Consider the following 13944-nt stretch of genomic DNA (forward strand, 5'->3'; position numbering starts at 1 on the left):
CTGAACTCCTTGTCGTGCAGGTGGGTTGATCTACAGCGGGATGTTGCCGTGCTTCTTTGGCGGCGTTTGGGTGATTTTGCGCTCCAACAGCCGCAGCGCTGTGCCGATGTATCCGCGGGTGTGCGACGGCGGGATGACGGCGTCGACGTAACCCCGCTCGGCGGCGATGTAGGGATTGACAAGGGTGTCCTCGTATTGCTGCTGCAGTTCCAGGCGCAGCGCGTCGACGTCTTCGCCGTTCTTGGCGGCGTCCTTGAGTTCCTTGCGGTAGACGAAACCGACGGCACCTGAAGCGCCCATCACCGCGATCTGCGCGGTCGGCCAGGCGACGTTCACGTCGCAACCCATGTCTTTGGAGCCCATGACGCAGTACGCGCCGCCGTAGGCCTTGCGGGTGATGACGGTGACCTTGGCGACGGTGGCTTCCCCGTAGGCGTAGAGCAGCTTGGCGCCGCGGCGGATGATGCCGTTGTACTCCTGGTCGGTGCCGGGTAGGAAGCCGGGGACGTCGACGAGCATCACGATCGGGATGTTGAAGCAGTCGCAGGTTCGCACGAATCGGGCGGCCTTCTCCGAGGCGTTGATGTCGAGGCAGCCGGCGAACTGGGTCGGCTGGTTGGCCACGATGCCGACGGGCCGTCCGTCGATGCGGCCGAAGCCGACGATGATGTTCTGCGCGTAACCCGCTTGAATTTCCAGGAATTCGTCGTCGTCGAGGATGCGGGTGATGACTTCGTGCATGTCGTATGGCTGGTTCGGCGAATCCGGAATCAGCGTGTCGAGCTCGAGGTCCTCCTCGGTAAGGCTCTCCTCGATGGGACCGGGGTGCGGAGCCGGGTAGCGCGGCGGCTCGGCGTAGTTGTTGGGCGGCAGGTACGAGAGCAGGTCGCGTACGTAGTCCAGGGCGTCCTGCTCGCCGGAGGCGACGTAGTGCACGGTGCCGGACTTCGCCATGTGGGTGTGGGCGCCGCCGAGCTCCTCCATGGTGACGTCTTCGCCGGTGACGGTCTTGATGACGTCGGGACCGGTGATGAACATCTGGCTGGTCTGGTCGACCATGACGACGAAGTCGGTGAGGGCGGGGGAGTAGACGTGGCCGCCGGCAGCCGCCCCCATGATCAACGAGATCTGCGGGATGACGCCCGAGGCCTTGATGTTGTTGTGGAAGATCCGGCTGTAGAGGCCGAGGGAGACGACGCCTTCTTGAATGCGGGCTCCGGCACCGTCGTTGATACCGATGAGCGGGCGGCCGGTCTTGATGGCGAGTTCCTGCACCTTGACGATCTTCTCGCCGTAGACCTCGCCGAGGCTGCCGCCGAAGACGGTGGCGTCCTGGCTGAAGATGCAGACATCGCGCCCGTCGATGGTGCCGTACCCCGTGACCACGCCGTCGCCGGTGGGGCGGTTCTTGTCGAGGCCGAAGTTCTTGCTGCGGTGCTTGGCGAGCGCGTCGAGCTCGACGAACGAGTCCTCGTCGAGCAGGGCGAGAATGCGCTCGCGAGCGGTGAGCTTGCCTTTGGCATGAACCCTCTCGACGGCCTCCTCGCCGACCGGATGCAGAGCCTCCTCCGCGCGCTTACGGAGATCGGCCAGCTTCCCGGCGGTGGTGTGGATATCGATCTCGTGCTCGGCGGAGGGCTCAGTCACGCTCGTCATGGTTCTCGATGCTAGTGGGGGCTGCCGTTGTACGTTGCGCGGGGGTCTTAGTAGTCCCTTAAGAAGATCGCGGATTGGAGGCCACGCCTGCGAATGCAAACTCCTTTCATGCGGAAAGAGCCGCTGATAGCCATTGACCGCTGAATCATGATCACAGTCTGGACCACGCGAAATGCTCAGCTGCAACACTGCCAGCAAACATTTGATGGCTGCGATGAGAGGACTGCCGCCCTGGCGCAAAGACGGCCGGAGCGCGACGTATGCGTGGCATAGCCGCAGTACAGCGACGCGCTGGTTACGACGTATTTAGGTGGTTGCAGAGAAAGTCAACGAAACATTGCCGAATTGTTTGACAGCACCCCCCTCGTCTGCGATGCTTCCAGCAACTTGTTCTGAGATGGGGACTCGAGAAAGTGGGGGGACATGACCACCATTGCTACTAAATTCCAGGTGACTGTCGCCGCGGCTGCGGTCGCGGCGGGCGCAGCGTTCGTTCCGGTTGCCGCGAATGCGGCTCCGCAGATTCAGCTTCCGGCCGCGCCGAGCTTCGCCGACCTACCGCTGCAGCCCAAGGGGCCGGTGTACATCGTGACGGCGGCCTCGCTGCAGCTGTACTCGGTCTTCTTGAAGCAGAGCGCTGCTTCGCAGGATCGTCGGGCCACTCGCCTTGAAACCTATGCCGCGGCCCACCCGGACACGTTCTTTGGACAGCTCGCCGCCTCTCGGGCCGCACAGCTGCGCGCGAACGAGGCCGTCACCAACGGCATCTCCTTCGATGTGTGCTTGGGTGGCAATTCCGTGGGTGTCGGACCGTACGGGACGACGACCAGCGGCAGCTGCTGATAGCCCGACTTGCCGATCATCAATCGCACTGAGGCCTGCCCGTCGCAAGACGTGCAGGCCTTGGTCATTCACAGGACAGTCTGAGTGCGCTTCTTTTCCGGACGGCATGCCGATAATTCTGCAGAAGCTGACGAAAGCTCCGAGGGAAGTGACGGCCGACCGCGTCGCCGTGTGATTCTTTGGAGCGGGGTATTCGTTGCTCTAATAGTTGTGGCGCTCGGCTGTTGGGTGACCATCGGAGCATTTCAAGCGAGGTCGCATCTCGACTCGGCCCGTGCAAGCGCTATTGCAGCCAAAGATCAGCTGCTGGAAGCAGATACAAAGGCAGCCGCTGCCTCTGCCAGTGATGCTCGGTCCAGCGCGCAAGCGGCACGTGACGCCACGCATTCTGTTGCATGGAACATTGTTTCGGCACTGCCGTGGGTAGGCAGTCCATTCAAGGCAGGGCAGCAGATCACCGACGTCGTGCTCGGTCTCGCTGCAGACGTCCTCCAGCCGGCGACTGATGTCGGGGTGACGATCTCGCCTGATCAGTTGTACAAAGACGGTCGGGTCAATGTGGAATTGCTCCGCAGCCAAGAGCCTCAGCTGAGCAGGTTGGCGGCAGATGCGACCCGGTTAAATAATGCCGCCGGTGCCATCACCGATCCGCGCTACGTATCGCTCATCAGCGACGCGCGCTCGCAGCTCCAGAATCAGATCGCCGATCTCACGTCGGTTTTGGAAAACACCGCCCTGGCGGCCAGATTGGTGCCATCAATGATGGGGGCCGATGGCCCGAGGACATACTTCATGGGGTTTCAAACTAATGCCGAGGCTCGGGGGACGGGCGGCCTCCTCGGTGGATTCGGGATCATTCGATTCGATAAAGGCACACCGACCGTCGACACGCTAGCGTCGAACAATGACCTCGACGACGCCATCGCGCCGGTCGATCTCGGGCCCGAATACGACAAGATGTATGGCTACGCCAACGCGTTCACCGACTTTCGCAATAGCAATTTGAGCCCGCATTTCCCATATGCCGCTCAAATTTGGCAGTCGATGTGGGCTGTGGAGACCGGCACCACCGTCGATGGCGTGATTGCTATCGACCCGGTTGCCTTGAGCTACATACTCGGCGCGGTCGGGCCGATCACCTTGGCGGACGGTCAGAGCGTGTCGAAAGACAACGTGGTCGAACTAACGGAATCCACTGCCTACCAGAGATTTCCAGAAGACCAACTCGCGCGAAAGCAGTATCTACAGGATATCGCGAATGCGGTCGTCACCAAGATCACGGGTCCGGTCAAATCGCCTCGGCAGTTGCTGGATGCATTGGGGAAGGCTGTGGGTGAACGGCGCATCGCCATCTGGAGCTCCGTGCCGGAAGAGCAGAAGCTGCTGGAAGAGACCCCGCTTGCCCACACCATCCCTGACGACGCCGCTCCGTTCGCCGCCGTGGTGATTAATAACCTCGGTGGCAACAAGCTCGACTACTATCTGCGATCGCAGATCGAATACGCCGCTGACGCATGCAAAGGCGACACCAGAGCGTCGACGGTTACCGTCAAGCTGACTAACACTGTCCCAGACGAGCCCTTGCCGGATTATGTTGCGTCGATAGCGGGACTCTCGCCCAACGTGCAAATCCAGGTACCACGGGGGACCAACATTACCTCGGTTCGACTATTCGCGACAAAGGGCGCGAAATTGTCGGCTGCAATTCTGAATGGAGAACGGGTACCTGCGATCATTGGTACGGAACGGGGCCATCCGGTATTCGAGGTCCAGGTAATAATTCCGCCCGGGCAACCCGCGGACGTTAGCTTTCAGCTTTCGGAGCCAATTACGCCGGGGATGCCGCGGGTGCCAAGTCAGCCAATGGTGGAGACGGTTGCGCCGGAAGTGAAGGTGCCCGTGTGCAGAGGCTGACCGATTCACTTATAGCACCGTGCGGGCAAGTAGCCTGTCCCTCTCTCCATGCAGATGGCCAAACTGTCGGCACGCCTCGGATGCGAGATGCTCATTTACGCATCCGCGCATATTCGCTAGTAGCCTTACATTCTCAAGCAACTGAGCCTGCGCGCCTTCGTCGTAAAATGCTGCCAATACCAACGCGGCAGTTATCGTCACAGTTGTCAGCTTGTAAGTTGATTTTGTTGTGGCAAAGTGTATTTCATTCAGAGCGATCAGCAGTGGAGGATTAGCCTTGGATTTGCAAAGCTTCTTGAAACTGCTACGCAGTAGATGGGCCACCATAGCGATTTTGACGGTGGTCGGTATTCTTGGAGGTGTGGCCTTATCGGCGCTCACGACTCCTCTGTATCAGGCTTCGACTCGCCTTTTTGTATCTACTTCATCTGGCTCTTCGTTATCCGACATCTACAACGGCAACAGACTTTCGCAAGAGCGGGTAGTTTCGTACGCGCAGTTGCTTACTGGTGAGACCCTGGCCCAGCGCACCATCGATAAGCTGGGGCTCGCGATGACTGCCGGAGAGTTGCAAACGAATATCAAAGCGAATGTGAAACCCCAAACTGTTTTGATAGACGTGAGCGTGCTCGATGAATCGCCTGTTCGTGCGCGCGATATAGCGAATACGCTGTCGGATGAATTCGTTGCATTAGTACGCGAGTTGGAAACACCCCCTGACGCTGGCGCCACGCCAGATGCACGAGTAGTGGTGGAACAGCGTGCCTCGATCCCGCAAGATCCCGTGGTTCCAAAAGTATCTCGCAACATTGCGGCCGGGTTCGGTTTGGGCCTGCTCTTCGGTCTAGGCGCCGCAGTTATTAGGGACACGTTGGACAACACGCTGAAGAGTCGGGAGTCCGTAGAAGAGATTACAAAGGTGGGCGTTGTAGGAAACATTCCGCTGGACAAAGAACGGCGTGATAATCCGGCTATATCATTTGAAAATGATAACTCAGCAATTGCAGAGGCCTTCCGCAAGCTTCGAACAAACTTGCAGTTTTTATCAGTTGATAATCCTCCCCGGGTAATAGTCCTGACTAGTTCGATGCCCAGCGAAGGTAAATCGACAACCGCGATTAACCTTGCGCTCGCTTTGGCCGAATCGGACCACAACGTAGTGCTCGTCGACGGTGACATGAGACGGCCCACTCTGTCGAAATATCTCGACCTAGTTGGGCCGGTAGGGTTCAGCACAGTCTTGAGCGGTCAGGCGTCACTCGACGAGGCGCTTCAAAAGACGCGCTTCCCGGGCCTAACGGTCCTTACTTCGGGTGCGATTCCCCCGAACCCCAGTGAATTGCTTGGCTCGCAGTCCGCCAGAAACTTGCTCGCCGAATTGCGCGCGCACTTCGACTATGTTGTCGTTGATTCAACACCCCTGCTCGCGGTCACAGACGCCGCAATCCTTGCGGCTGGGGCCGACGCCGTCCTAATCATGACTCGATTTGGGAACACGAAACGGGAACAACTGGCCCATGCCGTCGGGAGTCTGGAGAGTGTCGGCGCGCCACTGCGCGGTGCGGTGTTTACGCTGATGCCCACCCGCGGAAACTCTGTTTACAGCTATAACTACACCTACTACGGGCTCGACAACGATCACCGGAGGACCGGCAAGTCTAAGGCTTCGCCCGACGCGGAGAAGAAAGCCAATTCCGGCATGCGTGCTGAAGATGCTGCTCATCGCGCGCCCGGACGAAAGGCATAGCGTCGTCTGCCCGCTGGATATTTGCTTTTCGCCGCAGTGGCCCCAGCCGAGTCTGGTGGAGGTTACCGCTGTTACGCGCGTCTGATATGTCGGCTGGCTGCAATAGCGAGGCGCAGCTTCCAACAAACTTTTCGGCCGAGTCCTGCACGTAGCGCTTGAAGCCGTACGTCGTGCTTGAGTCTCGACATGGAAATATCAGCGGGTAAGCCGCGCGAGGTTATTGGAAGCGTACACGGATAGGATTTGTAGGCATGCGAGGTATACGAGTCGCCGCCGTGCCACTCTTCACGGCATTAATTGCGGGGTGCGCTCACACGCCGCCACCATACGTATCCCGTTACACGCCACCCCCTCCGCCCGAAAGTGCGCCGGCCCCGTTGCCTCCAGGCGCGTCATTCGTTGACGATTTCAATCGACCTGACAGTCTGCTGGGGTTGGGCGACGGTTGGGATATGCGTGGGTTCGTCGCGGGCCGCTCAGTTCTGCCGCCAGCAACCGACGGATTCATAAGTGGAGGTCGATATACGTACGCGGGTAACAGCACGGTCTACGCTGCTCGTACGTTCCGCGAACCCGTTCGGCGAGTTGGCGTCGAAGGCGGCTGGAGCGGCAGCGGCGCCGCAACCATGATCCAGATGGGAATTACCGCTAACGATCGGCTAGTGAGTGACAACATCCTATTTGCGGCTACACCCAACCAGTGGCAAGTAACTACTCGGCAGAACGGAGGCGTCGCACGAGATATTGTTAGCGGCACATTCAATCCACCCTTGAAACTGAATCGCGACTATCGATTCGAAATGGATGTCGCCGATAACGCAGTGACTGTTCGGGTGCCTGACGGTCAACGGAGTGGCAGGGTCGGAACGATTGGCCTCGTGGGGAATCGAGCATTCTGGGAACTTTTCGCCGATCCCGAGGCCGGCCACTCCGGCCTACTATTCTCTGCCGACGTGGTGTGGGCGGCAGAACAGGGCGCGACGCTAGCAATCGTTCCTGACTGAACATTACTCGTCGTCACTTTACATATGAATTTTCCGCTCAGTGACTGCCTGAATTTTAGGTTGACGCTCAGCACTGTGCTTCTTTCAACACATTCGGTGCCCGCTGAAACCAGCAATAGCGCCGAGCAGAAGCTATTCGACACGCACATGAAAGGTTTGCTGACTCCCCTCACCAGGTCCGACTGACTGTGGACACTCATTGCGACGGACATTGTTGTCAACTGCCGGCGCGACGGCACAGACAATTAGCGGGGCAATCAGCGCGAGAAGCGCTGTATTCGAATCTATAGCGTTGAACCCGCTTACGGCAACGATAAAGGCCGCGAGGCCTGCAGCGACGCCGGCGCGCGCGCGCCGCATCGCTAGATAGCCAATCAGTCCTAACCCCGTCACGAGGAGCCCCAGCGCGGGAAATCCGAGCGAGATCAGCAATTGAAGAGCGGAGTTTTCGAGTGCGCCGCTTGATAGATGAGCATAAGCCCACGGGGAGGTGCCGGGACCGTAACCGAATAGCGGTCGCTCCGAGAACAGCGTCAGTGCGGTGTGAAAGGCTGCAGAACGGTAAGCGGAAGAGTCGAGACCGTCGGCCGACTGGTTGCGTGCAGCGAGCAGTGGCGACCACGCCAGTGCTAGTACAAAAAGGGCTGCGACGAACGCCGAGGCCAAGCGGCCGCGTCTGATTGCACCAAATCCCCTACCCGCGTAACGCGAGGAGAAAATGCCGACCAGCGCAGCGCTGCCGACGGCGAGGACGCTGGCTCTTGAAACAGTGAGTAAAAGTGCGATGACTGCGCCGCCCGCACCTATCAGGTATGGCCAATGACGGCCCGTTCCAGGGCCAAACACGCAAACCGCTAGGCCAACGCTCGCGACCGTCGCGGTAGTGAGGGGGTGCCCAAGGCTAGTGGCCGTGCGGAACACAGACCAAGAGTTATCAGCCACCTCGTAACGAAACAACTGCGTCCATGGGTTCAACCCAAAGAAGAAATCCGTCAGCGATAGTGCGCCAAGAAAAATACTAATACCGGCAAAGGTTTTCCGGATCGTAGGCCAAATATCGATCAGACACATTTGACCTAAGAGCGCTGGAGCTGCGATGCAGACTGTAAACACAGCCATCCATGCAAAGGGAATCAGGAGGCGTTCGTCACTTAAGAACGTAGACGTCAGCATTAGCACGGACAGAGGTGTAACGAGTAGCATACCGCGAACCGACATCGCTGCCGAGCCTGATGTGCGCTGGCGAAGTGCAAGCCGGATTATCCAGACAGCGATGATGAGCACGGCCGGGGAGAAGTATCGGCCAATCGCTCGTGTCACATCCATGTAGCCTACTGGAATAAGAACGAGGGCCCATAACGCTATCGCGGGTACTAAATGCTCAGGAAGGAGAAAAATCCCAGTAAGGCCGATAAGGGCTCCGACTGCCACCATCGCAAACGATGGTGTTAATAGCCCTGCCGCAGCAACGGCAGCGGAAGTTGCCAGCAGAACAATACCAGGAGCGGCCGGTGAATCCGAGCGGCTCGGGGCATGATTAGCGTTCACTCTGAAGCTCAATCTACAAAAGACTGGGCGCTATCAAAGCTTGACGCATCTTACGACAAAGTGTTTCTCCGCTTCGTCGACTATCTCGGCGGCCGTGCCAAACTTTTGCTTCAACGTTTCGTAGCCGTTAGTGCCTTTTCTGACATCTACGAGCAGCACACCACCTGCCGACATTACTCGCCACACGCTTTCTAAATATAAGGCTATCGGATAGTGGAAGCCCCACGAAATTGTGGATATTACGAAGTCGAGGGAACCACTGTCTAGATTGAGATGTCCGTCTTCTGGCGCGTCAATGCAAATAACTCGGTTCTCAGGCACGCCTTTAAGCATGAGGTTCGTTTTGGCGAGCTCAAGCGAATTGTAAAACGCGCCCCTTGCCTCATACCGATACCAGACCTGCTGCTCGGTGCTTGTTCGGTCGAGCAAATAAATCATTGGACCGTCGCCGCGCATGCGATTATAGATGTGATAGTCAATGCTCGCTAAGCCGCAGCCAATGTCCAATATCGAATTTCCATGATCAGGAATGAATTTGGCGCGGCGTTCATACTCGGCCAGCATCTCGTCGTCGTAACTCCGCAAAATCTCCTTCGAGTTACGTGATGCGTGCGTTCGAACAAAGCTGCCATACGACTGTCTTAGGTGCAGCTTTTCCGCGAAATTAAGAATTTTTCCATTGCGGCGGTCGGGAAGCAACTTAGTACGTTGGTAGAGCGCGTACTCAGCAGCCCGTTCGTCGAATTTTTCCAAGATGTCCCCTCCGCGTGTATTGCTTGCTGGGTGATGATTTCACCTAGGACTACGCCCTGGCAAGCATGGGCGTCCTGCGTTCGTTTATGTGAGAAGGAAACAGGTTGCTGAGATGTCGACTAAAACATGACTTGGGTAGTCCTTGTCATGATCCGGACGAAGCGGCGGTTGCGGGCTGCCCAGTCAGTGGATAGGTCCGGTCTGTTCATCGTGCCTTGGTCGCGCGGCGATGAAACGCGGTGGTGGCCGCGACGCGGGTCGTGGAATTGGGAACTGGACGTGTAGCAACCACCATAAGTTCGCCGGGTGAAGTAACCTTTTCCGGGGGTTTAGTGAACCCGATCTGATATCGCTTGGACGTCCACACGGAGGTGAGGCTCCTCGTGCCGCCCAGTCGACCGATCGTGAGGGAGGGGCCATGAAGGTACTGGTGACGGGGGTAGCCGGGTTCATTGGAAGCAATGTTGCTCGTCGACTGTTGGATGAGGGCCACGAGGTTGTTGGCATCGACTCACTGACCGACTACTACGAGCCGGCAATGAAGCGGTCCAACCTCACGCGTCTCACGTCAGAACGGTTCGAGTTCATAGAGCAAGATATCGTCAGCGCCGATCTCGACGCCCTGTTGCAGGGCGTCGCCGTGGTGATCCATCAGGCGGGCCAGCCGGGAGTTCGCAGCTCTTGGGGGGCTGAATTCGATATCTATGTGAGTGCTAACGTGCTCGCCACCCAGAAGTTGTTGGAAGCTAGCACCAGAGCGGACACGCGTATTCGTTTCGTGTACGCCTCCTCATCGTCGGTGTACGGCAATGCAGAGGTTTATCCCACGGTCGAGGCTACTCGGCCCGCTCCTTTAAGTCCTTATGGTGTCACGAAATTGGCAGGCGAACACCTTGTAAATCTATATGCGGCGAACTTCGGACTGTCGACAGTTTCGCTCCGCTACTTCACCGTATATGGTCCGCGGCAGCGGACGGACATGGCGTTCACACGATTTGCCAGAGCCGCAGTTCGTAATGAACCGATCACAATCTTTGGCACGGGCACGCAGATTCGAGATTTTACGTACGTAGACGATGTTGTTGACGCCAACATGCTGGTCGCTTTTAAGCCCGTTGTTCCCGGAGCTGTCTTCAATGTGGCGGGAGGCGGTTCCACTACAGTGAACGAGGTAATTGCAATTCTAGAGGAACTCCACGGATATCCGCTTACCGTGACAAGACAGGCAGGTGTCAAGGGCGACGTGTACAGAACGGGTGGCAGCACGGACGCCATTAACCGCGCCGTAGGCTGGCAGCCCGTGACGCCTCTCCGTGAGGGTCTCGCCAAACAATACGAGTGGGCAGCGTCCTGGTTCGGGTAGATACTCCGCTGCCCGAGGCTGAGGCCGCTAGCTAATCCGTCAATTCATCGGAACGCCGCATGTAATGGCGCAATATAAGGAAGAAGTGTTGCCGCCTAAGCTCTACCTTCACTCTCAAATTGAGAAAGAACGCTTATGAAAGTTCTGATTACGGTCAGCTGCCTCTCGGGCGGGGGTGCGGAATTTGTAGCCGCTCAGTGGGCGCTTCATTTGGCGCAATGTGGCGACAGCGTGACGGTGTATTTAACTCACCCCATACCGGACGACATCGCCCCACCAGGGGTGAAGTTGGTTGAAGCGCCGCACAAGGGCGCCATAGCGCAAGCGCGTGACTTGGCCGCTTACCTAAGGATTGAGGATTTCGACGCTGTGGTTGCGTTGATGCCCTACTCCAACCTGATCAGCATCGCGGCAGCACGCAGTCTTGGCAGCGGGCGTCCTAGGGTCATCATCAGTTGTCACACCCTTGTCGCGCATGGGCTTCGAAAGGCATTCGGCGGAGGGTCATTCGCCGCTAAACAATGGCTCGCTCGACGTACCTACAAATACGCTGATTTGTTTGTTGCCGTGTCTCACGCGGTGAGCGCAGAGGCGATCGCTGAGTATGGCCTCTCTCCTGAAAAGGTAACTGTTGTGCCGAATCCCGCCTTCGCCAAGTTGCGCGACCGCGTCTCACGGCCATCTGCTGCTTTACACGACGACGGTCAGCCGATAAATATCGTACTGCCAGGCAGGCTAGTCCCACAGAAGCGGCCTCTAGTCGCTCTCGACGTCGCAGTCGTCTTGTCGCACGTAGCCGAGCGCGCAGTGCGGGTCCACTATTTCGGGGTCGGGCCTCTTCACGAAGCGATTCTGAAGCGAGCCAACGAAGTCGGAATTGACGTACAGATGCATGGGTGGGTCGCCAATTGGTTCGATGACTGCCCAGAGGGTGCAGTCGTGTTGATGACGTCTGTTGTGGAGGGTTTCGGCAACGTGCTTGTCGAAGCGGCAGCGGCCGGCTTTAGAAGCGTGGTTTCATCGCGCTGCAGGGGAGCAGCCGACGCGATCATCCCCGGCATAACGGGGGAATTGATTGCCGGCGACTCGACCGAAGAATACGCGAACGCGGTTCTACGAACTTTGGGCCAATCAGTAGGGGACGTGCGCATGTGGCTCGAACGATTCTCGTCGGAGTCGAGCGGGGGCATTCTCCGGGATCAGATGATTCGCGTAGCAGCATCTTGAAGTCCACCCGGGAGGAACGCGTCGTGAAAAGCAGTGTCGGCCGCATGTCTCTCATGGCATCTACCGGCACGCTATTCTCCACCATACTAGGATTTTGCCGGAATCTCGCACTTGCCGCTGCTATCGGTACGGGGCTTGTTGCTGATTCGTACAACATTGCGAACCAAGTACCAAATCAGATTTTCCTCCTTCTTGGCGGAGGAACTATTGCCTTTGTCTTCGTGCCACACCTGATGCGCAATTCCGGCATTTCCCAGCAGCGTGGAGATGAGTACGGCAGTTTCCTGATCTTCGTCGGTGCCGCTTTTGCTCTTGTGATAACAGTGGCTCTTGTGGCTGCAAGCCCATTGATAATCAAATTGATGGGCGGATCTTCATGGGATGCAGCGCAATCGTCACTGGGGCTTAGGCTGTCACTCTGGTGTATGCCCCAAGTCTTTTTCTATGCGCTTTATGCGGTAGTAGCTCAGCTAATGAATGCTAGGGGTCGGTTTAGTGCGGTGGCCTGGGCGCCAACCGCCAACAGCCTAACAATTATTCTCACTTGCCTTCCGATTGTGGTGGCTGGCTCGATAGAAGCCAACTCTCCCGGATCTGTTGGCAGTTGGGAGCTCATTGCTTTAGGGGGCTCGACGCTCCTGGGATCCGCGTTGCAAGCATTTATCTTGATCACCATACTGCGTCGGGCAGGCTTCAGATTATTTTTTCGGTTTCGAATTCGGGGCTTGGGTTTACGCACAACGGCCCTCGCTGGTGTCCTGACGCTGGGGGCGGCTGTTTGCTTTCAACTCGCTAACCTCACTGCGGCGGCGCTGTCTACCCAGGCGGGCTCGGACGCCAAATTGGCCGGATTCGACGGCCGTGGTTACACCGCGTTCTTCTATGCCCAAACATTGCTTTCGGTAGCATCAGGTGTCGCAGCCGCAAGTTTGGCTAATATTCTTCTCCAGCGGTTATCCCGGCACTATTCGCAGCACGACGAGCGGACCGCGGCAGCAGAGCTGAACGAAGCTCTCCTTGCTATTGGCGCTTTATTAATCCCAGTGATGTCTCTCTTTATCTGCTTGGGTCCGCTCGGAACCGGGGTGCTCTTCACTCGTGGCGAAACAAATTACGCAGCAGCCCATTATATTGGAATAGTTTTAGCAGTTTTAGCAATTGGCCTGCTCCCGTACGCACTGCATGATGTCCTGGTCCGCCCTTTCTACGCTGTCCATAATGCCCGAACCCCTCTTCGAAGCGCTGCAATAATCGGGTCGATTCGAATCGCGGGCTCATTTTTGGCGAGCGTATTTTTGCCTTCGCATGAAGTACTGCTCGGAATTGCTGCTGCATTCAGCTTGTCCTACGCAATCGACCTGCCTCTGAAATTGCGAAGTCTTGATGTCCAGCTCAAGTTCAGAATCTCTTCGGAAGTCGTCCGTGGATACTCGATAGCGTTAGCTGGAGGGCTGGCTGCGGGGTTGACGGTCGGCGGAGTAATTCTATTCGTCGATGCGAAGTTGCCAACACTTTGGTGGATTCAGAGCTTGGTGCTTGTCGCCGGTATAGCAAGCTTCTTTGCGGTCTATTACCCGATAACTGCACGCAGTCCAGCTTCGCTGAGGAAACTGGTGCAGTGGCTGCGGACGTAAGACGGTCGCGCGTCGAGTGGATGAATGTAGATGACGGAAACGGCAGCCCGGATACAGCCTGACAAATATCTAAGCGAGAGAGTTGCACGCGCACGGTGGTGCACGGCTTCGAAGTCAGGAAGGATGGAGGCTCAGGTTGTCCAACAAGAATGGCGACATCTGTAGAGGAGGACAGTTGAGCACCGCTGGCTATTCACGTGCGGGGGCTGACGCAATACCTGATCATATTGATCGGGTCATCGTCCATCGTTTTGA

Annotated in this window: 10 protein-coding genes; 7 read left to right on the forward strand and 3 right to left on the reverse strand. The window is 57.5% G+C overall.

Annotation, left to right across the window (positions count from 1 at the left end; genetic code table 11):
* Positions 1 to 30 precede the first annotated feature (30 nt).
* The gene (locus ACXYX3_RS06600; protein WP_458610832.1) at positions 31 to 1656 is read right to left on the reverse strand and encodes an acyl-CoA carboxylase subunit beta; all 1626 of its coding nucleotides are present in this window, start codon (positions 1654 to 1656) and stop codon (positions 31 to 33) included.
* Positions 1657 to 2079: 423 nt separating this feature from the next.
* Here ACXYX3_RS06600 and ACXYX3_RS06605 point away from each other — a divergent pair, with 423 nt between their 5' ends.
* The 4 genes from ACXYX3_RS06605 to ACXYX3_RS06620 all read left to right on the forward strand — a co-directional run bounded on the left by ACXYX3_RS06605 (position 2080) and on the right by ACXYX3_RS06620 (position 7164).
* Positions 2080 to 2499 carry a hypothetical protein gene (locus ACXYX3_RS06605; protein WP_458610834.1) on the forward strand — a complete coding sequence of 140 codons (420 nt, stop codon included), beginning with the start codon at positions 2080 to 2082 and terminating at the stop codon, positions 2497 to 2499.
* Between the two features lie 171 nt (positions 2500 to 2670).
* Positions 2671 to 4413 (forward strand): DUF4012 domain-containing protein, encoded by a 1743-nt coding sequence (locus tag ACXYX3_RS06610; protein WP_458611996.1) that lies wholly within the window; start codon positions 2671 to 2673, stop codon positions 4411 to 4413.
* A gap of 277 nt (positions 4414 to 4690) precedes the next feature.
* Positions 4691 to 6160: a tyrosine-protein kinase domain-containing protein gene (locus ACXYX3_RS06615; RefSeq protein ID WP_458610835.1), complete on the forward strand. Its 1470-nt coding sequence runs from the start codon at positions 4691 to 4693 to the stop codon at positions 6158 to 6160.
* A gap of 662 nt (positions 6161 to 6822) precedes the next feature.
* The gene (locus ACXYX3_RS06620) at positions 6823 to 7164 is read left to right on the forward strand and encodes a hypothetical protein (protein WP_458610837.1); all 342 of its coding nucleotides are present in this window, start codon (positions 6823 to 6825) and stop codon (positions 7162 to 7164) included.
* A gap of 132 nt (positions 7165 to 7296) precedes the next feature.
* Here ACXYX3_RS06620 and ACXYX3_RS06625 read toward each other — a convergent pair whose 3' ends face one another.
* Both ACXYX3_RS06625 and ACXYX3_RS06630 read right to left on the reverse strand, forming a co-directional pair.
* Positions 7297 to 8490, reverse strand: a complete 1194-nt coding sequence (locus ACXYX3_RS06625) for an O-antigen ligase family protein (RefSeq protein WP_458610839.1) — start codon at positions 8488 to 8490, stop codon at positions 7297 to 7299.
* 255 nt (positions 8491 to 8745) lie between these two features.
* A complete protein-coding gene (locus ACXYX3_RS06630; RefSeq protein ID WP_458610841.1) occupies positions 8746 to 9465 on the reverse strand; it encodes a class I SAM-dependent methyltransferase in 720 nt (239 codons plus the stop codon).
* Between the two features lie 418 nt (positions 9466 to 9883).
* On the opposite strand from ACXYX3_RS06630, the gene ACXYX3_RS06635 reads away from it, so the two are divergent.
* The 3 genes from ACXYX3_RS06635 to murJ all read left to right on the forward strand — a co-directional run bounded on the left by ACXYX3_RS06635 (position 9884) and on the right by murJ (position 13689).
* Complete coding sequence (locus ACXYX3_RS06635; protein WP_458610843.1) at positions 9884 to 10828, forward strand: NAD-dependent epimerase/dehydratase family protein; 945 nt, start codon at positions 9884 to 9886, stop codon at positions 10826 to 10828.
* Between the two features lie 135 nt (positions 10829 to 10963).
* Positions 10964 to 12055 carry a glycosyltransferase gene (locus ACXYX3_RS06640; RefSeq protein WP_458610845.1) on the forward strand — a complete coding sequence of 364 codons (1092 nt, stop codon included), beginning with the start codon at positions 10964 to 10966 and terminating at the stop codon, positions 12053 to 12055.
* Positions 12056 to 12078: 23 nt separating this feature from the next.
* Positions 12079 to 13689: a murein biosynthesis integral membrane protein MurJ gene (gene murJ, locus ACXYX3_RS06645; RefSeq protein ID WP_458610847.1), complete on the forward strand. Its 1611-nt coding sequence runs from the start codon at positions 12079 to 12081 to the stop codon at positions 13687 to 13689.
* Positions 13690 to 13944 lie beyond the last annotated feature (255 nt).

The sequence above is a fragment of the Mycobacterium sp. Panama NTM2 genome (genome assembly GCF_054355555.1).